Genomic DNA, 24,441 nt, shown 5'->3' with positions numbered 1-24,441 from the left:
GTGCCACACTGTTTCAAGGACAACGGCGTCGTCCTCCGGCCTTGCTCTGGCATCGGTCCGGGCACGGCGCTTTTTTATGCGGAAGGTGATGCGCGATGAATGAAATTCCAGCCACCCCCCTGGCTTGGGTCAATGGCAGCGATGCCCCGGAAAAGAGCGCGATCAACCTCGGCTTCATGGCCCTGAGCGACTGCGCCCCGGTGGTCGTGGCCGCCACCCAGGGCTTCGCCCAGCCCTACGGCTTGACGCTGAACCTCAAGCGCCAGGCCTCCTGGGCCAACCTGCGGGACAAACTGGTCAGCGGTGAAATCGACGCGGCCCACAGCCTGTACGGCCTGGTTTATGCCGTGCACCTGGGCATCGGCGGCGTCGCGCCGACCGACATGGCCGTGCTGATGGGGCTGAACCAGAACGGCCAGAGCATCAACCTGTCCCATGGTTTGCAGGCGCAAGGCGTGACCAGTCCTGAGGCACTGGAGCAGCATGTGCACCAAACTCGCCCGAAACTGACCTTCGCCCAGACCTTTCCCACCGGCACCCATGCCATGTGGCTCTATTACTGGCTCGCCGCCCAGGGCATCCATCCGTTGTCGGATGTCGACAGCGTAGTGGTGCCACCGCCGCAGATGATCGCGCACCTGCAAGCCGGGCGCATCGATGGTTTCTGCGTCGGCGAGCCCTGGTGCGCCAGCGCCGTGAAGCAGAACCTCGGTTTTACCCTGGCGACTACCCAGACCATCTGGCCCGACCACCCGGAGAAAGTCCTGGGTTGTACCCGCGCGTTTGTCGAGCAATACCCCAACACTGCCCGCGCGCTGGTGATGGCCATCCTCGAAGCCAGCCGCTTCATCGAACAAAGCACTGAAAACCGCCGCAGTACCGCGCAATTGTTGAGCGCCCCGGAATACCTCGACGCTCCGCTCGATTGCATCGAGCCGCGCCTGCTCGGGATTTATTCCGATGGCCTGGGCAACAGCTGGCAGGATCCCCACGCCATGCGCTTTCATGGGGACGGCGAGGTGAACCTGCCGTACCTGTCCGACGGGATGTGGTTCATGACCCAGTTCCGGCGCTGGGGTCTGCTGCGCGAAGACCCGGACTACCTGGCCGTGGCCTGCCAGGTCCAACAGCTCAAGCTGTATCGTGAAGCCTGCGCGGCGCTGGGCGTGACGTCGCCTCGCCAGGACATGCGCAGCAGTCAACTGATCGACGGCACGACCTGGGACGGCTCGGACCCGGTCGGGTATGCCCGCAGCTTCAAACTGCACGCCTTGAGCGATGCGGCTCCCCTTCTCGCCAGCCGCTGACAGGAGCCTCGATTATGCTGCGTATCCTGCTGATCAACGACACCGCGAAAAAAGTCGGGCGTCTCAAGGCGGCCCTGATTGAAGCCGGATTCGAAGTGATCGACGAATCCGGATTGACCATCGACCTGCCGGCGCGCGTCGAAACGGTGCGTCCGGACGTGATCCTGATCGATACCGAGTCACCCGGGCGCGACGTCATGGAGCAAGTGGTGCTGGTCAGTCGTGACCAGCCACGACCGATCGTCATGTTTACCGACGAGCACGACCCGGATGTGATGCGCCAGGCGATCAAGTCAGGCGTCAGCGCCTACATCGTCGAAGGCATCCATGCCGCACGCCTGCAACCGATCCTCGACGTGGCCATGGCCCGCTTCGAAAGCGACCAGGCCCTGCGCGCGCAACTCCTGGCCCGAGACCAGCAACTGGCCGAACGCAAGCGCATCGAACTGGCCAAGGGCATGCTGATGAAGATGAAGGACTGCAACGAGGAACAGGCCTACACCCTGATGCGCCGCCAAGCCATGAGCCGCCAGCAGAAGCTGATCCAGGTGGCGGAGCAGATCATTGCCATGAACGAGTTGCTCGGCTGAAAGCCTTGTAGCGCCTGGCCAGACGCCTTCGCGAGCAGGCTCGCTCCCACAGGTTCGGAGAACACCTCTGATCCATTGTGGGAGCGAGCTTGCTCGCGATGGCATTCTAACGTTCAACATCGATATCGACTGACCCACCGTCATCGCGAGCAAGCTCGCTCCCACATGAACTCCAGGGTGAACGCAGCATCGCGAACGCCACCAATCACCTGTGGGAGCGAGCCTGCTCGCGAAGGCCTCCCCCGAACCTCGCAGGTTGGCACAGATCTCGCTTAAGCAACCCCACAGGTAACCAACGGCGGTTGCCCCACCTACGACAAAGACGTCGCACACCCTCCTCGCCTCTCTGGCGATCCGGGTTGCGGCGTTTTTTTGTTTTGGCCCCGCGGGGCCGGTGGTGCGACCACAGACGGCGCACTGCTCAAAGCACTGACTCATTTCTCGAGACTTTTACAGCTGAGGTGCGCGATGAATTCAAGCTTCTGGAAATCCGGCCACACCCCGACATTGTTCGCGGCCTTCCTCTATTTCGACCTGAGCTTCATGGTCTGGTACCTGCTCGGTCCATTGGCGGTACAGATCTCCGCCGACCTGCACCTGACCACCCAGCAACGCGGCCTGATGGTCGCGACGCCAATCCTCGCCGGCGCCGTGCTGCGCCTGTTCATGGGCCTGCTGGCCGACCGCATTTCACCGAAGACCGCCGGCATGGTCGGCCAGGTGATCGTGATCGGCGCGCTGTTCTGCGCCTGGAAACTGGGCATCCACAGCTACGAACAAGCCTTGCTGCTGGGCCTGTTTCTGGGCGTGGCCGGCGCTTCGTTCGCCGTGGCCCTGCCGCTGGCTTCCCAGTGGTATCCACCACAGCACCAGGGCAAGGCCATGGGCATCGCCGGTGCCGGTAACTCGGGCACCGTGCTTGCCGCGTTGATCGCTCCGGTGATGGCGGTGGCCTTCGGCTGGACCAACGTGTTCGGCTTCGCGGTGATCCCGCTGGTGATTACCCTGGTCTTGTTCGCCTGGCTGGCCAAGAACGCCCCGGAGCGGCCCAAGGCCAAATCCATGGCTGACTACCTCAAGGCCCTCGGTGACCGCGACAGCTGGTGGTTCATGTTCTTCTACAGCGTGACCTTCGGCGGCTTCATCGGCCTGGCCAGCGCCCTGCCCGGCTACTTCAACGACCAATATGGCCTGAGCCCGGTGACCGCCGGCTACTACACCGCGGCCTGCGTTTTCGGTGGCAGCCTGATGCGGCCCTTGGGTGGCGCGCTGGCGGACCGTTTCGGCGGCATCCGCACCTTGCTGGGCATGTACACCGTGGCGGCTGTCTGCATCGCCGCGGTCGGCTTCAACCTGCCGAGTTCCTACGCGGCGCTGGCCCTGTTCGTCTGCACCATGCTCGGCCTGGGTGCGGGCAACGGCGCGGTGTTCCAACTGGTGCCACAACGTTTCCGTCGCGAGATCGGCGTGATGACCGGGCTGATCGGCATGGCCGGCGGCATCGGCGGCTTCGCCCTGGCGGCGGGCATGGGCGCGATCAAGCAGAGCACCGGCAGCTACCAGCTGGCGCTGTGGTTGTTCGCCAGCCTCGGTGTTCTGGCCTGGTTCGGCCTGCACGGGGTCAAGCGTCGCTGGAGGACCACCTGGGGTTCGGCAGCGGTCACCGCGGCTCGGGTATAACCTGCAACCATGAGCCTGCAACTGAGTTTTGCCGAAGCCAGCGCCACGGGTCCCCGAGAGGAAAACCAGGACGCCCTGCGCCTGGTCACTCCCGCCCCGGCCCTGGCCGCCAGCAAGGGTTACCTGTTCGCCATCGCCGACGGCGTGAGCCAATGCGCCGATGGCGGATTGGCCGCGCGTTCGACCTTGCAGGCACTCGCCCTGGACTACTATTCCACGCCGCAGACCTGGGGCGTGGCCCAGGCGCTGGACCGGCTGCTGCTGGCGCAGAATCGCTGGCTGCAAGCCAACGGCGGCGGCCAACCGCTGCTGACCACGGTCAGCGCGCTGGTCCTGCGGGGGCGGCGCTTCACCCTGGCGCACGTCGGCGATTGCCGGGTCTACCGGTGGCACGCCGACCATTTGCAACGGGTCAGCGAAGATCACGTCTGGGAACAACAGGGCATGCAACATGTGCTCAAGCGTGCCTTGGGGCTGGATCAGCATTTGATACTCGACTTCCTCGACGGTGAGCTGCGTGAAGATGAAACCTTCGTGCTGCTCAGCGACGGCGTCTGGGCGGTACTGGGAGACACGGCCATTGCCGGCATCCTGCGCGACCAGCCAGACCTGGATCGCGCGGCGCAGACGCTGGTCAACGCCGCGCACCTGGCCGGTAGCCAGGACAACGCCAGCGCGCTGTTGGTGCGGGTCGATGCGGTGGGCGAAGCGAGCATCGGCGACGCGCTGATCCAACTGCAACAGTGGCCGCTGCCCCCTGCACTGAAGGCGGGCCAGGTGTTCGAAGGCTGGCAGATCGAAAGCCTGCTCGGCCAGAGCCAGCAGTCGTTGCTCTACCGGGTACACGATGGTCACGGCCAATCCTGGCTGTTGAAAACCTTGCCCGTGCAGCTACGGGACGACACCCGCGCCGGCCAGGCGCTGTTATCGGAGGAATGGTTTCTCAAGCGGGTCGCGGGTCGGCAGTTTCCGGAGGTGCATGGCGTCCCCCAGCGCCAACATCTGTACTACGTGATGCGTGAATATTCGGGCGTGACCCTGGCCGAGCTGTTCAACCAAAGCGGTCCGTTGCCCCTGGCTCAATGGCTGGAGCTGGCGCAGCGACTGGTACGCGCGGTGGGCCTGTTGCATCGAAGACAGATCTACCACCGCGACATCAAGCCGGAAAACCTGCACCAGGGCGACGATGGGGAGTTGCGCTTGCTGGATTTTGGCCTGGCGTACTGCCCCGGTTTGTCCGAAGACCAGGCCAACGTTTTGCCTGGCACCCCCAGCTACATAGCGCCGGAAGCCTTCGGCGGCGCCGCGCCGACGGCGCAACAGGATTTGTATGCGGTCGGCGTGACCTTGTATTTCCTGCTGACCGGGCAATACCCCTACGGCGAAATCGAAGCCTTCCAGCGACCGCGCTTTGGTGTGCCCGTGAGCGCCAATCGTTATCGACCGGACCTGCCCGAATGGCTCGGGCAAAGCCTGGAACGCGCCGTGGCGGCAGACCCTGCGCAGCGCTTTGAAACGGCTGAAGAATGGCTGTTGCAGCTGGAACAGGGCGAGCGGCGAAGCTTGAGCGTAAGGCCCCGGCCATTGCTTGAGCGGGAGCCGCTGAAGGTCTGGCGGACGTTGGCGCTGGTGTCGTTGGTGGTGAATGTTGTGCTGCTGTTTCTGGTGTTTCACTCATAACCACCGTGGCGAGGGAGCTTGCTCCCGCTCGAGCGCGCAGCGGTCGCCGTTTTTTTGGGTCTGCTTCGCAGCCCAGCGGGAGCAAGCTCCCTCGCCACAAAAGCCTTCTCGCCAGCCCTGCCACGCTCCATTACCGGGCAACACGCTTTGATTCGGTGCAATAAATCCCCCCGCAACGCGGCCAATCCGCGCCTCCTCCAGTAAATCCAAGCCCTCGCGCCACTTGGCACAACCACTGCATAACCTCTTCCACCATACATAAAGCAACGCTTCCAACGATGAAGGCGGTGCTTCCCGAGAGAACGGGACCAGGACAAAGGCGTCCTCGCTAGTTTGCTAGCGAGACGCCTTTTTTTGTTTTCGAAAAAATTGCCGAGCCAGCCCGACCGCCGTGATGAAACGGGCCTGAGCTTGCGGAGAACCCTGATGAAAAAACTCAAACTGGTAATGATCGGCAACGGCATGGCCGGGGTTCGCACCCTCGAGGAACTGCTCAAACTGAGCAACGAGCTCTACGACATCACGGTCTTCGGCGCCGAGCCCCACACCAACTACAACCGCATCCTGCTCTCGCCCGTGCTGGCCGGGGAACAGACATTCGAAGAAATCGTGCTCAACGACCTGAGCTGGTACCTGGACAACAACATCAAGCTGCTGCTCAACCGCAAGGTGGTGGAGATCGACCGGGTCAAGCGCCGGGTCATCGCCGAAGACGGCAGCGAAGCCAAATACGATCGCCTGCTCATCGCCACCGGCTCCACGCCGTTCATCCTGCCGATCCCTGGCAACACTCTGGATGGCGTGATCGGCTACCGCGACATCGCCGACACCCAGGCCATGATCAACACGGCCAAGACCCACAAGCACGCGGTGGTCATCGGTGGCGGCCTGCTCGGCCTGGAAGCCGCCAACGGCTTGAAACTGCGCGGCATGGACGTAACCGTGGTGCACATCGGCGAATGGCTGCTGGAACGCCAACTGGACAAGACCAGCGGCCAGCTGCTGCAAACCGCCCTGGAAAACCGTGGCCTGAAATTCCGCCTCGGCGAGCAGACCCAGGCCTTGCACGACGCCGGCAACGGCCGGGTCGGCTCGGTCCAGTTCAAGAACGGCGACATCATTCCCGCCGACCTGGTGGTGATGGCTGCCGGTATCCGGCCCAATACCGAACTGGCGGAAAAATCGGGCATTCCGTGCAATCGCGGAATCCTCGTCAACGACACGATGCAAACCTATGACCCGCGCATCTACGCCATCGGCGAGTGCGCCAACCATCGCGGCACCGCCTATGGCCTGGTGGCGCCGCTGTTCGAGCAAGCCAAGGTCTGCGCCAATCACCTCGCGCAATTGGGCTTCGCCACTTACAAGGGTTCGGTGACGTCGACCAAGTTGAAAGTCACCGGTATCGATCTGTTCTCCGCCGGGGATTTCATGGGCGGCGAAGGCACCGAGACCATCACCCTTTCCGATCCGATTGGCGGCGTCTACAAGAAACTGGTGATCAAGGATGACGTGTTGGTGGGTGCCTGCCTGTACGGCGATACCGCGGACGGCGGCTGGTATTTCCGTCAGATCCGTGAGAACCACGGCATCAGCGAGATCCGCGATCACCTGATGTTTGGGGAAAACGCTTTAGGCGACGTCGGCCACCAAGGCCAGGACAAAGCCATGAGCATGGCCGACACCGCCGAAGTCTGCGGCTGCAATGGCGTGTGCAAGGGCACCATCGTCAAGGCGATCCAGGAACACGGCCTGTTCAGCGTCGATGACGTGAAAAAGCACACCAAGGCCGCGAGCTCCTGCGGCTCCTGCGCCGGCCTGGTGGAACAGATCCTGATCAACACCGTCGGCGGCGCGGCGGACGTAAAGCCAAAAAGCGAAAAAGCCATCTGCGGTTGCAGCGACCTCAACCATGGGCAGATCCGCCAGGCGATCCGCGACCAGCACCTGCTGACCATCGCCGGGACCATGGGCTACTTGAACTGGCGCACGCCGAACGGCTGCGCCACTTGCCGTCCGGCCCTGAACTACTACCTGATTTCCACCTGGCCCGGCGAAGCCCAGGATGACCCGCAGTCGCGCCTGATCAACGAACGCGCCCACGCCAACATCCAGAAGGACGGCACCTACTCGGTGGTCCCACGGATGTGGGGCGGCGTGACCAACCCATCCGAGCTGCGCCGCATCGCCGACGTGGCCGACAAATACAACGTGCCCATGGTCAAGGTCACCGGCGGCCAGCGTATCGACCTGCTGGGCATCAGGAAGCAAGACCTGCCCGGCGTCTGGAAAGACCTCGACATGCCGTCCGGCCACGCCTATGGCAAATCCATTCGCACCGTGAAGACTTGCGTGGGCAGCGAGTTCTGCCGCTTCGGCACGCAGAATTCCACCCAATTGGGCATCGAGCTGGAGCACGACCTGTTCAACATGTGGTCGCCGCACAAGGTGAAGCTGGCGGTCTCCGGTTGCCCACGCAACTGCTCGGAAGCGGGCATCAAGGACGTCGGCATCATCGGCGTAGATTCCGGCTGGGAGATGTACATCGGTGGCAACGGCGGGATCAAGACCGAGGTCGCCGAGTTCTTCGTCAAGCTCAAGACCGCCGAAGAAGTGCGCGAATACAACGGCGCCTTCCTGCAGCTGTACCGCGAAGAAGCCTTCTACCTCGAACGCACCGTGCACTACATGCAGCGAGTCGGCATGGAACACATCAAGAAAGCCGTGCTGGAAGACCCGGAGCGGCGCAAGGCCCTGCACGAGCGCCTGAAGTTCTCCCTGTCGCTGGAGCAGGACCCCTGGAAACAACGGCTGGAACAACCGCAACTGAAAAAAGAGTTCGAGGTCATCCCCGTGAAGAACCTGGAGGTACTGGCATGAACTGGCTGGATATCTGCGCGCTGGAAGACATCAACGCCTTGGGCTCACGCATCATCAACGGGCCGAAAGGCGATATCGCGATTTTTCGCACCAGCGACGATGAAGTATTCGCACTCGACGACCGTTGCCCGCACAAGGGCGGTCCGCTGTCCCAAGGATTGATCTACGGCAAGCGCGTGGCCTGTCCGCTGCACAACTGGCAGATCGATCTGGAAACCGGTGAGGCCCAGGCCCCGGACGTGGGCTGCGCCCATCATCATTCGGCCCGCGTCGAGAACGGCCGGGTGATGCTGGCCCTGCGGGACGCAAGCTGATGAACCGCCAGACGACTGCCTCGACCTGCTGTTACTGCGGGGTCGGTTGCGGCGTGCTGATCGAACATGACGGCGAGCGCATTCTCGGCGTCAGTGGCGATCCCACCCATCCGGCCAACTTCGGCAAATTGTGCAGCAAGGGCTCGACCCTGCACTTGACCGGCGACCTCGCCGCGCGCGCCCTCTATCCCGAACTGCGGCTGGGCAAAGGCCTGGCCCGTGGCCGTACCGATTGGGACAGCGCCCTGGACCATGCCGCCAACGTCTTCGCCGACACGATTGCCGAGCACGGACCGGACAGCGTCGCCTTCTACATCTCCGGCCAACTGCTGACCGAGGATTACTACGCCTTCAACAAACTCGCCCGGGCGCTGGTCGGTACCAACAACATCGACAGCAATTCCCGGCTGTGCATGTCTTCCGCCGTGATGGGCTACAAGCGCAGCCTGGGCGCCGACGCGCCACCGTGCAGCTATGAGGATCTGGAGCTGAGCGACTGCGTGATGATCGTCGGCAGTAACATGGCCTACGCCCATCCCATCCTGTTTCGTCGGCTCGAAGAAGCCAAATCCCGCCGGCCGCAGATGAAAGTCATCGTCATCGACCCTCGGCGCACCGACACCTGCGACCTGGCAGACCTGCACCTGGCGATCCTGCCTGGCACCGATGTCGCCTTGTTCCACGGGATCTTGCATCTGCTGCTGTGGGAAGACTGGGTCGACCGCAGCTTCATCAAGGCCCACACCGAAGGCCTGGCGGACCTGAAGAACCTGGTGCGCGACTACCCCCCCGCCATGGTTGCCCAGCTGTGCGGGATCAGCGTCGAGCAACTGCACCAATGCGCCGAGTGGGTCGGCACCTCGCCAAGTTTCCTCTCGTTGTGGTGCATGGGCTTGAACCAGTCGACTGCCGGCAGCGCAAAAAACAGCGCGCTGATCAATCTGCACCTTGCCACCGGCCAGATAGGCCGACCGGGCGCGGGACCGTTCTCGCTGACCGGCCAGCCCAACGCCATGGGCGGGCGCGAAACCGGCAGCCTGTCCAACCTGCTGCCGGGCCATCGCGAAGCCGGCAATCCGGAGCATCGCGCCGAGGTCGCCAGCTATTGGGGCGTTGAGCAACTGCCAAGCACCACCGGCTTGAGCGCCATCGAATTGTTCGAGCAGGTTCGCAGCGGCAAGATCAAGGCCCTGTGGATCGCCTGCACCAACCCGGCCCAGTCGATGCCGGACCAGGCCGCCGTCCGCGAAGCCCTGCAAGCCTGCCCGTTCGTGGTGTTGCAAGAGGCCTTCCGGACTACCGAAACCGCCGCCTTTGCCGACCTGCTGCTGCCGGCGGCCAGTTGGGGCGAAAAAGAAGGCTCGGTCACCAACTCCGAACGACGCATTTCCCACGTTCGCCGAGCGATAAACGCACCGGGTGAAGCTCGGCCGGACTGGGCGATCACCGTGGATTTCGCACAACGACTGGAGAAACGCCTGCGCCCCGGCCAGCCCAGCCTGTTCGCCTTTGAAACCCCCGCCCATTTGTTCGATGAATACAAGCAACTGACCCGTGGCCGCGACCTGGACCTGTCCGGCATCAGCCATGACGTGATCGACCGCCTCGGCCCTCAGCAATGGCCCTTCCCGGAGGGCGCCACGGTCGGAACGGCGCGCTTGTACGGGGACGGGATTTTCCCGACTGACAGCGGCCGCGCCCGATTCGTGGCCGACCCTTATCGCGCCGCCAAGGAATTGCGCGACGCACGCTACCCCCTGACGCTGAACACCGGTCGGCTGCGCGACCAGTGGCACGGGATGAGCCGTACCGGTACCGCCGCGCAGTTATTCGGCCATGTGAACGAAGCGGTGCTCAGCCTGCATCCCGACGAATTGCTTCGCCATCGCCTGCAGTCTGGCGACCTGGTCAGCCTCAAGAGCCGTCGCGGCAGCGTGATCGTGGCCGTGGACAGCGACGACAGCGTGCGCCCCGGCCAGGCCTTCCTGCCCATGCACTGGGGCGACCGGTTTCTCAAGGGCGGGGTCAACACCCTGACTCAACCGGCGTTCGACCCGTTGTCGAAACAGCCGGAACTCAAGCACAGCGGCGTACGCCTGGAACCGGTGAACCTGCCCTGGCAGCTTTTCGCTCTGGTTGAAGGCAATGTTCAACAGCATCTGGAGGCGTTGCGTCCGCTGTGTGAGGCGTTTGCCTACGTCAGCCTTAGCCTGACCGGCCGCGACCGTCCAGCGTTGCTGATACGCGCTGCCAGCGCCGTGGCGCCCGAACCGCAGCTTTTGCAGGCGATCGACGAACAGCTGGGACTGATCGAAGGTCCGGTCCTGGCCTATGACGACCCGCGCCGCGCCATTGGCAAGCGGGTACGGATCGAAAACAGCCGCATCACCGCCATTCGCCTGGCCGGCGAAACCCTGGCCCGGCATTGGTTGCAAAACCTCTGGTTGGAAGGGCGCGCCGACGACCAGTTGCGGCGCTGGCTGCTGGCCCCCTTGAGCGCACCGCCGGGTAACACCGGCACCGCCACGGCTGGTGGGAAGACGCTGTGCAACTGCATGAATGTCAGCCAGCGTGCGGTTTGCGCGGGCATCGAGCGCGGCCTGGATTTGCAGGGCCTGAAAAAAGAACTGGGCTGCGGCACGCAGTGCGGTTCCTGCGTACCGGAAATCAAGCGCCTGCTGGTTGCCACCGCGCAACCGGTCGCCGCGATCTCGTGAGGAAAACACTATGAACGCAAAAGTCTGGCTGGTAGGTGCGGGTCCTGGCGACCCTGAATTGCTGACCCTCAAAGCCGTGCGCGCCCTGTGCGAGGCCGACGTGGTGTTGATCGACGACCTGGTCAACGACGCGGTGCTGGAGCATTGCCCCAGTGCGCGCATCATCGCCGTCGGCAAGCGCGGCGGCTGCCGCTCCACTCCCCAGGCGTTTATCCACCGGCTGATGTTGCGTTATGCCCGCCAAGGCAAATGCGTGGTGCGCCTCAAAGGCGGCGACCCGTGCATCTTCGGCCGGGGCGGTGAAGAAGCCCAGTGGCTGCGCGAGCACGGTGTCGAGGTGGAGCTGGTCAATGGCATCACCGCCGGTCTTGCGGGCGCGACCCAGTGCGACATCCCACTGACCCTGCGCGGGGTTGCCCGGGGCGTGACCCTGGTAACGGCTCACACCCAGGACGGCAGCAGCCTGAACTGGCAAGCCCTGGCGCAAAGTGGCACGACCCTGGTGGTGTACATGGGCGTGGCGAAACTGAGCGAGATCCGTGAGCAACTGCTGGCCGGCGGACTGGCAGCGGACACGCCGGTAGCGATGATCGAAAACGCCTCCCTGCCCCATCAACGTGACTGCCGCAGCGACCTGGCCTCGATGGAGACCGATGCCGTCGCGTTTCAACTCAAGAGCCCGGCGATCCTGGTGATTGGCGCGGTGGCCGGTGCAGCCGAACTGGCTGCCTCCCCGCCGGTCTTCGCCCAGGCATCAGCCCAGTAACAGACAACCCCTTACCCAACGTGGGAGCGAGCCTGCTCGCGATGGCAATCTATCGGCAACCTCAATGGCGACTGACACACCGCATTCGCGAGCAGGCTCGCTCCCACAGTTAGATCGGGGCAAAGCTGAAGAGACAGGCCGCCTATCAGACCGCCTCGCTCTTGATCCTGATCTTGATCTTGATCCTGATCCTGATCCTGATCTTGATCTTGATCTTGATCTTGATCTTGATCTTGATCTTGATCTTGATCTTGATCTTGATCTGAAACGCCCCGTTAACCACGCTGGCCGAACGCAGGCATTGTGCAGTGGGCATCCCGGCATGGATGCCGGGATAGCCGCGCTGGGCCAGGGACGGCCCTTCGCGGCGGGCCCACGGAGCGATGCCGAAGTGAGGGCATGCCGAGCCTTGGCGAGGCACCGAGTGGTGGGGCAAAGCCTTTTTGGTTACTTTTTTGGCGTCTGAAAAAAGTGACCCGCCGTAAGGGCGGAACCCTAAGCAGCCGTTACCGCAGCAACGGATATGTACCCCGTCAACAAACCCCAGGCCGACTGCCAGGCCGCCATCGCGAGCAAGCTCGCTCCCACAATACAATCGGAGTACGACCGGTAAAGATATGCCGGTTGAAAAGCCACATTCGCGAGCAGGCTCGCTCCCACAGTTAGATCGGGGCAAAGCTGAAGAGACAGGCCGCCTATCAGACCGCCTCGCTCTTGATCCTGATCCTGATCCTGATCCTGATCTTGATCTTGATCTTGATCTGAAACGCCCCGTTAACCACGCTGGCCGAACGCAGGCATTGCGCAGTGGGCAACCCGGCATGGATGCCGGGTTAGCCGCGCTGGGCCATGGATGGCCCTTCGCGGCGGGCCCACGGAGCAATGCCGGAGTGAGGGCACACCGAGCCTTGGCGAGGTGCCGAGTGGTGGGGCAAGCGTTTTGGGTTACTTTTTTGGCGTCTGAAAAAAGTGACCCGCCGTAAGGGCGGAACCCTAAGCCGCCGTCACCGCAGCAACGGATATGTACCCCGTCAACAAACCCCAGGCCGACTGCCAGGCCGCCATCGCGAGCAAGCTCGCTCCCACAATAGAATCGGAGTACGACCGGTAAAGATATGCCGGTTGAAAAGCCGCATTCGCGAGCAAGCTCGCTCCCACAGGTTCCAGGTTTTTCCAACCGGCCACTGATCCACCAAATCGCAGGCAAAGAAAAGCCCGGCCTGAGCCGGGCTTTCCAAAGCTTTGGGCTAATTACTTAGCTTGGGCTTCAACCTGCGCTTCTACGCGACGGTTAACTGCACGACCAGCTTCAGTGGCGTTGTCAGCAACTGGGCGGGATTCGCCGTAGCCAACAGACTGAACGCGGGACGATTCAACACCGTACTGGTTGGTCAGAACCTGCTTGACGGCGTTTGCACGACGCTCGGACAGCTTCTGGTTGTAAGCGTCAGGACCGACGGAGTCAGTGTGACCTTCAACAGTGGTGCTGGTGGATGGGTACTGCTTCATGAAATCAGCCAGGTTCTTGATGTCGCCGTAGCTGTTTTCTTTAACGACCGACTTGTCGAAGTCGAACTTGACGTCCAGCTCAACACGTACGACTTCAGCAACAGCTGGGCAGCCATCAGCGTCAACAGTTACGTTGGCTGGGGTGTCAGGGCACTTGTCGACGTTGTCGCACACGCCATCGTTGTCGCTGTCGGAGCAGACTTCAGCAGGTGCTGGAACTGGAGCAGCGGCTGGCTTGGAACCGCCACCGAAGTTCACACCGATACCAACGCTAGGCGCCCACTCGGTGTCGCCCTGGTCGATGTTGTACTGAGCTTCAACGCCGGCACGGGCGTAGAAGTTGTCAGTGAAATACAGCTTGGCGCCGCCACCAACGTTGGCGAAGGTAGAACGGTTACGACCGTTGCTGCCATTCTGGTCGATGCTCTGGTCCGAGAAACCGGCAGAGACGTAAGGACGCAGCATGTCGCCTGGGTTGTTGAAGTGGTACAGAGCGTCCAGAGCGGTGTTGGCGCCCTTGACGTTAGTGCCGTCGTCGGTACGTGCGTTGTGCACTTCGTCGTAGGCCAGACGCAGTTCAACGTCGTCGGTCAGGAAGTAACCAACCGAACCGCCAAACAGGTTGCCGTTGTTCTTGAAATCACGAGCGCTGTCGAACATTTCTTTCTTGGCGAAGCCTTCGATTTCAACTGCGCCTTGGCCTTGTGCCAGAGCGCCGAACGAAGTGGCAGCAATCAAAGAACCAATGGCAAAGCCCAAGGTGTTTTTCAGTTTCATCCGTTAAATCCCCATCTGGTGATTGTGAAGCAGTCCCGCAAACCGGGGGACAACTCGGCGGCAAGTCTATCAGAACTTGCCTACACGTAAGAGATATTTGCGCCGAACTAAGTTTCGGCAATGCCTGCAAATTTCTCACGCAGCTTATCGAGCGCGCGCTTGTAACGCATTTTTGTCGCGCTCAAACCCATATGCATTATGTCTGCGATCTCCTGGAATTCCAGTTCTGCGACAAATCGTAGCACCAGAATCTCCCGATCGATCGGGTTCACATAAACCAGCCAGCGGTCGAGCCCACCCTTTTCCTCGGGCTTGGGCGCCTTTTCTTCAGACGCTTCCTCGAGGGGGTCCAGGCTCAAAGCGTCCATCAAGCGACGCTTTCGCCGTTCCTTTCGATACTGCGTGATGCATTCGTTGTAGGTGATGCTGTACAGCCAGGTCTTGAACTTCGATTTCCCCTCGAAGTTCTTCAACCCGTAAAGCACCTTCAACATCACCTCCTGACAGACATCATCAGCATCGCGATCGTTCCCAAGATATCGTGCACAAACGTTAAATAAAGTTCTCTGGTAACGGCGCATCAACTCTTCATAGGCGCGCGTGACGTGGAACAGCTCCGTATGCGCGCGCGCGACCAACTCCTCATCAGAGAGATCACGGGGGTCGTAGCGCGTGGATAGCGATTGGGGTTTGTTCAAAACAAGTCGGGCCGACAGTCTAGGTCAATGTGCGCCGCAACCCGCCGTGGCGGGGATTTTGCGGCGGCATACATTAGCAGGATTTGCCGGGTTAGCGGCTACTCACATGCTGCTCAAGCAGGATCCGATTAGACAGCGATACCAGTTCGCCCTCCTCGGTCAGCAATGTGGTTTTCACCGTGCCGATCTCTTCGATCTGGCCTTCGACCTCGCCAACACGCACTTGTTGCCCAACCTCATACAATTCACGCACATAGATTCCCGCAAGAATCTGACCGGCGATTTCCCGGCTCCCCAAGCCCATTGCCAGCGCGACCGCCAGACCAACGGTAATCAGGACGATCACGATCACGTGGTTGAGCAGGTCCGTCTTGACCTCCAACTGGCTGATCGCAACCGAAATACTGATGATGATCACCAGGCCCTGGGCGATACGCCCAACGCCCGAGGCATAATCCAGCCCGACGCCCTCGGCCGCGCCACGCACCAGCCCGTTGGCCAGCTGCGCCAGCAGTACGCCCACCAGCAGCACCAGCGCGGCACCGAAGACCTTTGGCAGATAGAGCGCAAGCATGTCGAGCGTAGCCGAGACCCGTTCCAGCCCCAGGGACTCAGCCGCCGAAACCAGGAAAATAAGAAGGACGAACCAGTAGACGATCTTGCCGACCAGCGTCGAGATCGGAACCTGGATGCCGCCACGCGACAACAACTTGGTCAGGCCGGTGCCGCCCATCAGGCGGTCGAGGCCAAGTTTGGCGAGCAATTTGGAGAGCAGCGTGTCGAGGAGCTTGGCCACCACGAAACCCAGCAACAGCACCACCAGGGCGCCAAAGAGGTTGGGGATGAAGTTAGCCACTTTGGTCCACAACGCAGTCATTGCCGTGACGAGGCTCTGGGTCCAGAGATCAAGTTCCATATTCAGTCAGCCTTATCAGCGGTGCGAGTAACGGGTTTGCGACGGGAGACCGGCGAGACATGGGCCGACCCGTTGTTCAGGGCGATCATCAGCGCGGGCAGCCAGCGGCCCAGCAGGCTGAAAAGATCACCGGCGCCAACCTGACGGTTGGCGGTTTTGAGTACGCGTCCCAGGCATGCGTCGTCGTCCCGGCTGGACGGCGAGGCCTTGAGCATGTCGCGCAGAGACTGTTCAAACGGATCGTGCATACGCGCACCTCTCGTGATGTCTGTGGAAGACGCGATCAGATTTCGTCGGGTCACATGAAGCCTCGTCACACCCAGCGCAAACGGCGAAACAGCCACCACTGCCCCAGGGCCACGCACAGCATCAACAGGCAGGCAACGAGGAAACCGTAGGGGCTTTCCGAAAACGGAATGCCGCCGACATTGATCCCCAGCAGCCCGGTGAGAAAGCTCATCGGCAGGAAGATGCCGGTGATGATGCCGAAGCGATACATCGTACGGTTCATGCGCACCGAAAGACGCCGGTCCTCGGCCTCCAGCACAAGCCCCACGCGCTCCCGGGTCAACTCCAGCTCTTCCAGGTAACGGGTCAGGCTGTTGTTCAATTCATTCCAGTAGTCGCCGTCGTCCTCGACGAACCAGGGCAATTTGATCCGTGACATCTGGCCGAAGATATCCCGCTGCGGGGCCAGGAATCGCTTCAGTCCGGCCGCCCTTCGACGGATATGCAAAATGGCGTCGTGCTCGGGAGTGTACCGTTCGTCGGTATCGAGTTTTTCCTCCTCGCCGTCGACGATTTCCGAGAGACAGGTGACCAGGTCCTGGACTTTGTTGGTCAGGTATTGCGCCATATAAAGGATGAGTTCCGAAGCCGTCTTGGGCCCCTTGCCCTCGGCCAGTTCCGCCAGCAACTCATCGGTGGCGCGCAACGGGCGCAAACGCAGGGAAATCACCCGCTGGGCCGAGGCGAAGATGCGCACCGAGACCATGTCTTCCGGTTCCGCGCCCGGGTTGAGGTTGATCCCGCGAAGAAACAGCAGCAGCTCGGCATTGGGCAGCGGCAGCAGGCGCGGCCGGGTGTTCTCTTCCAGCAGCAGGTCGCAATTGAATTCGCTCAGGCCGCTGGATTTGCGCAACCACGTGTGGGTTTGCGGATGACTACGGTCCCAATGCAGCCACAGGCTTTCATGAGCCTGCAACTGCAAGTCGTCCAGTTCGGTCCGGGCTATCGAACGCGCGCCGCCTTTACCATCCAGCACCAGGGCATGCACCAATCCCCACTGCGCGTTTTCTTCCTCGAACATCCTCATCCCTTATGGCTGTAGCGCTTCATTCAGGCATTTTCAGCGGGCTCGGCGAAACAATCACGCCGTTGTTGTCCGCATAGACATACTCGCCCGGGCGAAACGTCACGCCAGCGAAGGTCACCGGTACATTAAGATCACCAATGCCGCGCTTGTCGGTTTTCATCGGGTGGCTGGCCAGGGCCTGGACCCCGAGGTCGGTCTGGGCAATGACGTCGACATCGCGGATGCAGCCGTAGATCACCAGCCCTTCCCAGCCATTCTTCGCCGCTTTCTCGGCCAGCATGTCACCTAACAGGGCCCGCCGCAGCGACCCGCCACCATCGACGACCAGCACTTTGCCCTTGCCTTCGAGTTCAACCTGCTCCTTGACCAGTGAATTGTCTTCGAAGCACTTGATGGTCACGATTTCACCACCAAAGGAGTCGCGGCCACCGAAATTGCTGAACATCGGTTCCAACACCTGCACCAGGTCCGGGTAGGTATCGCACAGGTCGGGCGTGAGGTAATGGTTCATCGGGCAGCTCCTGCAAGGGTTGGACGTCTGGCTGAATGAATAACCGTTTGTGACCGAAACAACGTAGCGCGTCATATCTTAGCCGCAAGCCGACCAGAGCGGAATGCCCTTGTCAGAGCCTTCCCTCAAACCGCTTCGGCCAGGCGAGGCTGTTCTGCCGACAGCGGCGCGCGCTGATCTTCCAGCCAGCGCGCCACCAGCGGCCAGACCTCGGCTTGCGCGGCTTTGCTGACAAGCATTTCGACATGGCCGAAATCCTCACCGAAGCCCTGCGCCCGGCCCAGGCAGACAAACTGCTTGCGCTCGGAACCGATCTGCTCGAAAAGTTTTCGACACGCCCAGGTCGGATCCTGCTGATCGCCGGCGGCACTCACCGCCAGTACCGGCACTTGCACGTCCGCAAGGCCGGCCCACCAGTTCTTCTCGGCATCGCCGAAACGCCCGAACAGGCCATACCAGCGCATGCTCTCCAGGGCCAGGCCGATAGGCTCGTCTTCCGGGCCGCGCTTGAGCCTTGGGCCGGACAATTGGGCAAAACGCTTGAGAATGAAGCGCCCGCTCCACTCCACCGGGGGGATTTTCAAGGGCCAGTACGTGCGGCTGACCTGGGTGCCGAAAAAAGCTGCCGACGCCACGGCGGGCTCGCCCAGGTAATGGCCGCCCAAGGCTGCCGCCAGGGTGATACCACCCAACGAATGGCCAATCCAGTGGGGCACTTGCCCGCTTTGCTCGCGCACAAAAGCGCCGATGGCTGGCAAGTCATAACGGGCATAGTCCGCGACCCGGTTATTGCGATAACCCTGGTTGCGCTGGGATAACCCATGGCCACGCATCTCGGGAATCCAGACATCGAACCCCAGGCGCACCAGGTACGCTCCCAGCCCCAGGCCCTTGGGCGAATACCAGAAGCGCCGGTTGGAAAAACTGCCGTGGAGCAGGATCACCGGAACACCACGGACCTCGCCGGCATCGGCCATGCCCAGGCGGGTAACGGCCACTTCGACGCTGTAGTCCGGGCTGTTGCCAGGTTTCAGGCGATACACATCTTCGCTCAGATCACCGCGCCGCTCGGCGCTGATCAGGGCGACAGGAAATAGGTTGCTGCTGCTTTGCATGATCTTCTTGCACAAAAAAGGGCGGCGTCCTGGTGGAGCCCGCCCTGTTTCAAATCAAAAGGGGCTGGGAGACATACAGCCATGGACCTGTGGGAGCGAGCTTGCTCGCGATTGCGGTGGGTCAGCAAAATTAATTCTGACTGACACTCAGCTATCGCGAGCAAGCTCGCTCCCACAGGGATTTCGCTTGACTGACTGGCATCAGCCTACCAGGCCCCTTCACTCAATCAGACCGCAGCCTGACCCTCAGCCAGGAAGAACCAGGTTTCCAGCACGGAGTCCGGGTTCAACGAAACGCTCTCGATGCCCTGCTCCATCAGCCACTTGGCCAGGTCCGGGTGGTCGGAAGGGCCCTGGCCGCAGATGCCGATGTATTTACCGGCCTTGTTACAGGCGGCAATCGCATTGGCGAGCAGCTTCTTGACCGCCGGGTTACGCTCGTCGAACAGGTGGGCGATGATCCCGGAATCGCGGTCCAGGCCCAGGGTCAACTGGGTCAGGTCGTTGGAACCGATGGAGAAGCCGTCGAAGAACTCAAGGAACTCTTCGGCCAGGATCGCGTTGGATGGCAGCTCGCACATCATGATCACGCGCAAGCCGTTTTCGCCACGGGCCAGGCCGTTTTCCGCCAGCAGGTCGACCACCTGGCTCGCTTCGCCGAGGGTGCGCACGAACGGCACCATGATCTCGACGTTGGTCAGGCCCATCTCGTTACGCACGCGCTTCAGAGCCCGGCATTCGAGCTCGAAGCAGTCACGGAACGACTCGCTGATGTAGCGCGAAGCCCCGCGGAAGCCCAGCATCGGGTTCTCTTCTTCCGGCTCGTAGAGCTTGCCGCCGATCAGGTTGGCGTACTCGTTGGACTTGAAGTCCGACAGGCGCACGATGACTTTTTTCGGCGAGAACGCCGCCGCCAGAGTACTGATGCCTTCCACCAGCTTCTCGACGTAGAAACCGACCGGATCGTCGTAGCCGGCAATGCGCTTGTCAACGCTATCCTTGATTTCCTGCGGCAGGCCGTCGTAGTTCAGCAGCGCCTTGGGGTGCACGCCGATCATGCGGTTGATGATGAACTCCAGGCGGGCCAGGCCCACGCCGGCATTCGGCAACTGCGCGAAGTCGAAGGCGCGATCCGGGTTGCCGACGTTCATCATGATCTTGAACGGCAGCTCCGGCATCGCGTCCACGGAGTTCTTCTTGATGTCGAAGCCCAGCTCGCCTTCGAAGATGTAGCCGGTATCGCCTTCGGCGCAGGAAACAGTGACGCCCTGGCCGTCCTTGAGCAATTGGGTGGCGTTGCCGCAACCAACAACCGCCGGGATGCCCAGCTCACGGGCGATGATTGCCGCGTGGCAGGTACGCCCGCCGCGATTGGTGACGATGGCGCTGGCGCGCTTCATGACCGGTTCCCAGTCCGGGTCGGTCATGTCGGAAACCAGTACGTCGCCGGCCTGGACCTTGTCCATCTCCGAGACGTCCTTGATGATCCGCACCTTGCCCGCGCCGATGCGCTGGCCGATGGCCCGGCCTTCCACCAGCACGGTGCCGGTTTCCTTGAGCAGGTAGCGCTCCATGACGTTGGCCTGGGTGCGGCTCTTCACGGTTTCCGGGCGGGCCTGGACGATGTACAGCTTGCCGTCGTCACCGTCCTTGGCCCACTCGATGTCCATCGGGCACTTGTAGTGTTTCTCGATGGTCATCGCCTGCTTGGCCAATTCACTGACTTCGGCGTCGGTCAGGCAGAAGCGCGCGCGATCAGCCTTGTCCACCTCGACGGTCTTGACCGAGCGACCGGCCTTGGCTTCGTCGCCGTAGACCATCTTGATCGCCTTGCTGCCGAGGTTGCGACGCAGGATGGCGGGGCGGCCGGCTTCCAGGGTGCCTTTGTGGACATAAAATTCGTCCGGGTTCACCGCGCCCTGCACCACGGTTTCACCCAGGCCGTAGGCGCCGGTGATGAACACCACGTCACGAAAGCCCGACTCGGTGTCGAGGGTGAACATCACACCGGCGGTGCCGGTTTCGGAGCGGACCATGCGCTGCACGCCGGCGGACAGGGCGACCAGCTTGTGGTCGAAGCCCTGGTGCACGCGGTAGGAAATCGCACGGTCGTTGAAGAGGGAGGCGAAGACTTCCTTGGCGGCCCGGATGACGTTTTCCACGCCACGGATGTTCAGGAAGGTCTCCTGCTGACCGGCGAACGAGGCGTCCGGCAGGTCTTCAGCGGTGGCCGAGGAGCGGACGGCGACGGCGATGTCGGGATTGCCTTCGGACAGCTTGGCGAAAGCAGTACGGATCTCGGCGTTGAGTTTCTCGGGGAACTCGGCTTCCATGATCCATTGGCGGATCTGGGCGCCGGTCCTGGCCAGGGCATTGACGTCATCGACGTCGAGGGCGTCGAGCGCATCGTGGATCTGCTGGTTCAGGCCGCTCAGTTCCAGGAAATCACGATATGCCTGGGCGGTCGTGGCGAAGCCACCTGGCACCGAGACACCGGCGCCGGCGAGGTTACTGATCATCTCGCCCAGGGATGCGTTCTTGCCCCCCACATGCTCTACATCATGGACGCCGAGCTTATCGAGGGAAACTACGTACTCTACCAAGGTGATCTCTCCACTGACTGTGTTGGAAAAGCTCAAGTACCGGCAGCTCCAGGGAGCAATCGCCGGCGATATGGCCTGGACCTGGAAAATAAGTGAGAATGCGGGCCACGGGCGGCCGGCAAATCGCGCCTATCATATCCAAGAATCGTTACTAGCTCACTAGCTTAAGGCCCAAGGCGCAAATGAAACGATCCGCTTTCTTTATCTCCGACGGCACCGGCATCACGGCCGAAACGCTGGGCCAGAGCCTGTTGGCGCAGTTCGAAAACATAACCTTCACCAAGCTGACACGGCCGTATATAGACAGCGTCGACAAGGCGCGGGCCATGGTACAGCAAATCAATAAAGCCGCCGAAACCGACGGTTTTCGCCCGATCATCTTCGATACCATCGTCAATCAGGACATCCGTGAGATTCTCGCAACGTCCAATGGTTTCATGATCGACATTTTTTCCACGTTCCTGGCGCCCCTGGAGCAGGAACTGAGCGAACACTCCTCCTACTCGGTCGGCAAGTCCCATTCCATTGGCCACAACTCCAACTACATGGAGCGGATCGAGGCGGTCAACTTCGCGCTGGACAACGACGACGGCGCCCGCACGCATTATTACGACAAGGCCGACCTGATCCTAGTGGGTGTGTCGCGCTGTGGTAAGACGCCGACGTGTCTGTACATGGCGATGCAATTTGGGATCCGCGCGGCCAACTATCCGCTGACCGAAGACGACATGGAGCGGCTGCAACTGCCCAACGCCTTGCGCGCCCATCAGCACAAGCTGTTCGGCCTGACCATCGACCCGGACCGGCTCACCGCAATCCGCAACGAGCGCAAGCCCAACAGCCGCTATTCGAGCTATGCCCAGTGCGAATTCGAAGTGCGCGAAGTGGAAAACCTGTTCCGGCGGGAGAATATTCCCCACATCAACTCCACGCATTTTTCCGTGGAGGAGATTTCGGCGAAGATCCTGGTGGAGAAAGGGGTGGAGCGGCGGTTCAAGTAGACCGCTGGCACATCGTTACACCTGTGGGAGCGAGCCTGCTCGCGAAAGCAGTCTTCCAGTCCATCAATGGCTGGCAGAGAGAATGCCTTCGCGAGCAGGCTCGCTCCCACAGAGTCTTGGTCTACTGCGCTATCGTCGCCTGCTCTTCCATCTTCTTGCGCAAGCTCAACGGGCGCATGTCGGTCCAGACCTCTTCGATGTAGGCCAGGCACTCCTTCTTGAAGCCGCTCTTGCCCACGGTCCGCCAACCTTCCGGAACGGCCTTGTAGTCCGGCCAGATCGAATACTGCTCTTCGTGGTTGACCACGACCTGGAAGAGGATGTCCTCGCGGTCGAAAACTGAAGTCATGGTGTTTCTCCGTCGTTGCTCAAGGTTCGCCGCGCCATGGGCGCAGCCAAGGTATGAAAAGGAACGTACCGGGCCGGATGAAAATTAGGCGTCGGCCACGGCAGCCTCCAGGGCGCGCCGGAACAACTCGGCCACGCGGTCGATTTCCGCCGCGGTAATGATCAGTGGCGGCAGGAAACGCACCACGCCACCCTGCCGTCCACCCAGTTCCAGGATCAGGCCGCGCTTGAGGCATTCACGCTGCAACCGCGGCGCCAGCCGTGCGTCCACCGGAGGATGGCCCAAAGCGTCCGGCTTGCCCGCCGGGTCCACCAGCTCGACGCCGAGCATCAGGCCGCGACCGCGGATGTCGCCCAATTGCGGAAAATCCCTCTGCAGGATATGCAGATGCTCACTCAAGCGCTCGCCCATGGCGGCGGCGTGGGCCGGCAGGTTGTGTTCGACCAGGTAGCGCATCACCGCGCTGCCCGCCGCCATCGCCATCTGGTTACCGCGGAAGGTCCCGGCATGGGCGCCCGGCAACCAGGTGTCGAGCCAATCGCGATACACCACCACCGCCAGTGGCAGGCTGCCGCCAATGGCCTTGGACAGCACCACCACATCCGGAATGATGCCGGCGTGCTCGAACGCGAACATCTTGCCGGTGCGACCGAAACCACTCTGGATTTCATCGACGATCAGCGCCACCCCGGCCTGCTCGGTGATTCGCCGCAAGCCGCGCAGCCAATCAAGATCGGCCGGTATGACCCCGCCCTCGCCCTGCACCACCTCGACGATCACCGCCGCCGGTAACTGCACCCCGGCCTCGGGATCGTTCAGCAGGTTTTCCAGGTAATGCAGATTGGCCTTGACCCCTTCGACGCCACCGAGCCCGAACGGGCAGCGATAATCGTAGGGGTATGGCATGAACTGCACGCCGTTGCTGAGTAATGCCCCCAAGGGCTTCTTCGGCCCCAGGCTGCCCATCAGGCTCAGCGCGCCCTGACTCATGCCGTGATATCCGCCCTGGAACGACAGTACGGTGCTACGCCCGGTGGCGGTGCGCACCAATTTGAGTGCCGCTTCCACCGCGTCGGTCCCCGTGGGGCCACAGAACTGGATCTTCGCCTCGGCGGCGAGGCTCGCCGGCAACAGGCCGAACAGGTCCTGGACAAACCGGTCCTTGACCGGCGTGGTCAGGTCCAGGGTATGCAGGGGCAACTCGTCGGCGAGCACCTGCCGGATCGCCTCGATCACGACCGGGTGGTTGTGCCCGAGGGCCAGCGTGCCGGCGCCAGCCAGGCAATCGATGAAGGTCCGGCCTTCGACATCCTCGACGTAAAGGCCCTTGGCGCGCTTGAGGGCCAGGGGAATCCGCCGTGGATAGCTGCGGGCATTGGATTCCTGCCGGCTCTGGCGGGCCAGCAACGGTGATTCGTTGAATTGATAGAGCGTCTCGCCCGACGCGGGACTGACCCGCGCTGGCGCTGCTTCGACAGAAGGATTGGCGACTGACATTTCTCGACCCCGCGATGAGTGACCAAACGGCACACCGACAGGTGCGCATTCAAGGCGCACATGCAGGTTTCCTGTTGTGGAAACGCATCAGCGAGGCAAGGATTTACTTCCGATCGCAACCCCGTGGCGAGGGAGCTTGCTCCCGCTGGGCTGCGCAGCAGCCCCCTCAAGCCAGAGCACGCGGTAGATCAGATTGACCGAGGTGAAAAGTTTGGG

20 protein-coding genes are annotated in these 24,441 nt (G+C 61.9%); 9 read left to right on the top strand and 11 right to left on the bottom strand.

Annotated elements, in window-relative coordinates; all coding sequences use genetic code 11:
- Window positions 1–95 precede the first annotated feature (95 nt).
- The 8 genes from J3P94_RS09525 to cobA all read left to right on the top strand — a co-directional run bounded on the left by J3P94_RS09525 (window position 96) and on the right by cobA (window position 11,934).
- On the top strand, window positions 96–1,307 hold the full coding sequence (locus tag J3P94_RS09525) for a CmpA/NrtA family ABC transporter substrate-binding protein (RefSeq protein WP_434572897.1): 1,212 nt from the start codon (window positions 96–98) through the stop codon (window positions 1,305–1,307).
- Between the two features lie 14 nt (window positions 1,308–1,321).
- Window positions 1,322–1,897, top strand: coding sequence for an ANTAR domain-containing response regulator (locus J3P94_RS09520; protein ID WP_047737436.1), 576 nt, complete (start codon window positions 1,322–1,324; stop codon window positions 1,895–1,897).
- A 468-nt stretch (window positions 1,898–2,365) separates the two neighbouring features.
- Window positions 2,366–3,577 carry a nitrate/nitrite transporter gene (locus J3P94_RS09515; RefSeq protein WP_305499861.1) on the top strand — a complete coding sequence of 404 codons (1,212 nt, stop codon included), beginning with the start codon at window positions 2,366–2,368 and terminating at the stop codon, window positions 3,575–3,577.
- A gap of 9 nt (window positions 3,578–3,586) precedes the next feature.
- Window positions 3,587–5,257, top strand: a complete 1,671-nt coding sequence (locus tag J3P94_RS09510) for a protein kinase domain-containing protein (protein WP_434572894.1) — start codon at window positions 3,587–3,589, stop codon at window positions 5,255–5,257.
- A gap of 426 nt (window positions 5,258–5,683) precedes the next feature.
- Window positions 5,684–8,137: a nitrite reductase large subunit NirB gene (gene nirB / locus J3P94_RS09505; protein ID WP_434572892.1), complete on the top strand. Its 2,454-nt coding sequence runs from the start codon at window positions 5,684–5,686 to the stop codon at window positions 8,135–8,137.
- Window positions 8,134–8,451, top strand: a complete 318-nt coding sequence (gene nirD / locus J3P94_RS09500) for a nitrite reductase small subunit NirD (protein ID WP_434572891.1) — start codon at window positions 8,134–8,136, stop codon at window positions 8,449–8,451. The genes nirB and nirD overlap by 4 nt, the downstream gene beginning before the upstream one ends.
- Complete coding sequence (locus J3P94_RS09495; RefSeq protein ID WP_434572889.1) at window positions 8,451–11,168, top strand: nitrate reductase; 2,718 nt, start codon at window positions 8,451–8,453, stop codon at window positions 11,166–11,168. Before nirD ends, J3P94_RS09495 begins: the two co-directional genes overlap by 1 nt.
- 10 nt (window positions 11,169–11,178) lie before the next feature.
- Window positions 11,179–11,934, top strand: a complete 756-nt coding sequence (cobA, locus tag J3P94_RS09490) for a uroporphyrinogen-III C-methyltransferase (RefSeq protein ID WP_434572887.1) — start codon at window positions 11,179–11,181, stop codon at window positions 11,932–11,934.
- 145 nt (window positions 11,935–12,079) lie between these two features.
- On the opposite strand, the gene J3P94_RS09485 is transcribed toward cobA, so the two are convergent.
- The 9 genes from J3P94_RS09485 to ppsA form a co-directional block, all read right to left on the bottom strand.
- Window positions 12,080–12,370, bottom strand: a complete 291-nt coding sequence (locus J3P94_RS09485) for a hypothetical protein (RefSeq protein WP_434574344.1) — start codon at window positions 12,368–12,370, stop codon at window positions 12,080–12,082.
- A gap of 815 nt (window positions 12,371–13,185) precedes the next feature.
- A complete protein-coding gene (locus tag J3P94_RS09480; RefSeq protein ID WP_058542369.1) occupies window positions 13,186–14,220 on the bottom strand; it encodes an OmpA family protein in 1,035 nt (344 codons plus the stop codon).
- Window positions 14,221–14,327: 107 nt separating this feature from the next.
- Window positions 14,328–14,918, bottom strand: a complete 591-nt coding sequence (sigX, locus tag J3P94_RS09475) for an RNA polymerase sigma factor SigX (protein WP_025212681.1) — start codon at window positions 14,916–14,918, stop codon at window positions 14,328–14,330.
- Between the two features lie 91 nt (window positions 14,919–15,009).
- A complete protein-coding gene (locus tag J3P94_RS09470) occupies window positions 15,010–15,834 on the bottom strand; it encodes a mechanosensitive ion channel family protein (protein ID WP_305499852.1) in 825 nt (274 codons plus the stop codon).
- 2 nt (window positions 15,835–15,836) lie between these two features.
- Window positions 15,837–16,082, bottom strand: coding sequence for a hypothetical protein (locus tag J3P94_RS09465; RefSeq protein WP_014337331.1), 246 nt, complete (start codon window positions 16,080–16,082; stop codon window positions 15,837–15,839).
- Window positions 16,083–16,147: 65 nt separating this feature from the next.
- A complete protein-coding gene (locus J3P94_RS09460) occupies window positions 16,148–17,143 on the bottom strand; it encodes a zinc transporter ZntB (protein WP_434572885.1) in 996 nt (331 codons plus the stop codon).
- A 25-nt stretch (window positions 17,144–17,168) separates the two neighbouring features.
- Window positions 17,169–17,660: a ribonuclease E activity regulator RraA gene (gene rraA, locus J3P94_RS09455; protein WP_305499847.1), complete on the bottom strand. Its 492-nt coding sequence runs from the start codon at window positions 17,658–17,660 to the stop codon at window positions 17,169–17,171.
- A gap of 125 nt (window positions 17,661–17,785) precedes the next feature.
- Entirely contained in the window at window positions 17,786–18,775 is a 990-nt protein-coding gene (locus tag J3P94_RS09450; RefSeq protein WP_434572883.1) for an alpha/beta fold hydrolase, read from the bottom strand.
- 227 nt (window positions 18,776–19,002) lie between these two features.
- Window positions 19,003–21,378: a phosphoenolpyruvate synthase gene (gene ppsA, locus J3P94_RS09445; RefSeq protein WP_434572881.1), complete on the bottom strand. Its 2,376-nt coding sequence runs from the start codon at window positions 21,376–21,378 to the stop codon at window positions 19,003–19,005.
- 182 nt (window positions 21,379–21,560) lie between these two features.
- On the opposite strand from ppsA, the gene ppsR reads away from it, so the two are divergent.
- Window positions 21,561–22,379, top strand: coding sequence for a posphoenolpyruvate synthetase regulatory kinase/phosphorylase PpsR (gene ppsR / locus J3P94_RS09440; protein WP_434572879.1), 819 nt, complete (start codon window positions 21,561–21,563; stop codon window positions 22,377–22,379).
- Window positions 22,380–22,500: 121 nt separating this feature from the next.
- On the opposite strand, the gene J3P94_RS09435 is transcribed toward ppsR, so the two are convergent.
- Together J3P94_RS09435 and J3P94_RS09430 are read right to left on the bottom strand one after the other, a co-directional pair.
- Complete coding sequence (locus J3P94_RS09435; RefSeq protein ID WP_434572877.1) at window positions 22,501–22,728, bottom strand: MbtH family protein; 228 nt, start codon at window positions 22,726–22,728, stop codon at window positions 22,501–22,503.
- An 84-nt stretch (window positions 22,729–22,812) separates the two neighbouring features.
- Window positions 22,813–24,225, bottom strand: coding sequence for an aspartate aminotransferase family protein (locus J3P94_RS09430; RefSeq protein WP_434572875.1), 1,413 nt, complete (start codon window positions 24,223–24,225; stop codon window positions 22,813–22,815).
- Window positions 24,226–24,441 lie beyond the last annotated feature (216 nt).

The sequence above is a fragment of the Pseudomonas sp. Z3-8 genome, from assembly GCF_051131975.1.
Classification (GTDB): domain Bacteria; phylum Pseudomonadota; class Gammaproteobacteria; order Pseudomonadales; family Pseudomonadaceae; genus Aquipseudomonas.
Note: the sequence above shows the minus strand (reverse complement) of the source record. Positions and strands in the feature narration are given on the sequence as shown.

What these genes read in the sequence shown, in the direction of transcription:
- J3P94_RS09525 (WP_434572897.1), top strand. Translation starts at nt 96, where the DNA reads ATGAATGAAATTCCAGCCACCCCCCTGGCTTGGGTCAATGGCAGCGAT.
- J3P94_RS09520 (WP_047737436.1), top strand. Translation starts at nt 1,322, where the DNA reads ATGCTGCGTATCCTGCTGATCAACGACACCGCGAAAAAAGTCGGGCGT.
- J3P94_RS09515 (WP_305499861.1), top strand. Translation starts at nt 2,366, where the DNA reads ATGAATTCAAGCTTCTGGAAATCCGGCCACACCCCGACATTGTTCGCG.
- J3P94_RS09510 (WP_434572894.1), top strand. Translation starts at nt 3,587, where the DNA reads ATGAGCCTGCAACTGAGTTTTGCCGAAGCCAGCGCCACGGGTCCCCGA.
- nirB (WP_434572892.1), top strand. Translation starts at nt 5,684, where the DNA reads ATGAAAAAACTCAAACTGGTAATGATCGGCAACGGCATGGCCGGGGTT.
- nirD (WP_434572891.1), top strand. Translation starts at nt 8,134, where the DNA reads ATGAACTGGCTGGATATCTGCGCGCTGGAAGACATCAACGCCTTGGGC.
- J3P94_RS09495 (WP_434572889.1), top strand. Translation starts at nt 8,451, where the DNA reads ATGAACCGCCAGACGACTGCCTCGACCTGCTGTTACTGCGGGGTCGGT.
- cobA (WP_434572887.1), top strand. Translation starts at nt 11,179, where the DNA reads ATGAACGCAAAAGTCTGGCTGGTAGGTGCGGGTCCTGGCGACCCTGAA.
- J3P94_RS09480 (WP_058542369.1), bottom strand. Translation starts at nt 14,220, where the DNA reads ATGAAACTGAAAAACACCTTGGGCTTTGCCATTGGTTCTTTGATTGCT.
- J3P94_RS09470 (WP_305499852.1), bottom strand. Translation starts at nt 15,834, where the DNA reads ATGGAACTTGATCTCTGGACCCAGAGCCTCGTCACGGCAATGACTGCG.
- J3P94_RS09465 (WP_014337331.1), bottom strand. Translation starts at nt 16,082, where the DNA reads ATGCACGATCCGTTTGAACAGTCTCTGCGCGACATGCTCAAGGCCTCG.
- J3P94_RS09460 (WP_434572885.1), bottom strand. Translation starts at nt 17,143, where the DNA reads ATGTTCGAGGAAGAAAACGCGCAGTGGGGATTGGTGCATGCCCTGGTG.
- rraA (WP_305499847.1), bottom strand. Translation starts at nt 17,660, where the DNA reads ATGAACCATTACCTCACGCCCGACCTGTGCGATACCTACCCGGACCTG.
- J3P94_RS09450 (WP_434572883.1), bottom strand. Translation starts at nt 18,775, where the DNA reads ATGCAAAGCAGCAGCAACCTATTTCCTGTCGCCCTGATCAGCGCCGAG.
- ppsR (WP_434572879.1), top strand. Translation starts at nt 21,561, where the DNA reads ATGAAACGATCCGCTTTCTTTATCTCCGACGGCACCGGCATCACGGCC.
- J3P94_RS09435 (WP_434572877.1), bottom strand. Translation starts at nt 22,728, where the DNA reads ATGACTTCAGTTTTCGACCGCGAGGACATCCTCTTCCAGGTCGTGGTC.
- J3P94_RS09430 (WP_434572875.1), bottom strand. Translation starts at nt 24,225, where the DNA reads ATGTCAGTCGCCAATCCTTCTGTCGAAGCAGCGCCAGCGCGGGTCAGT.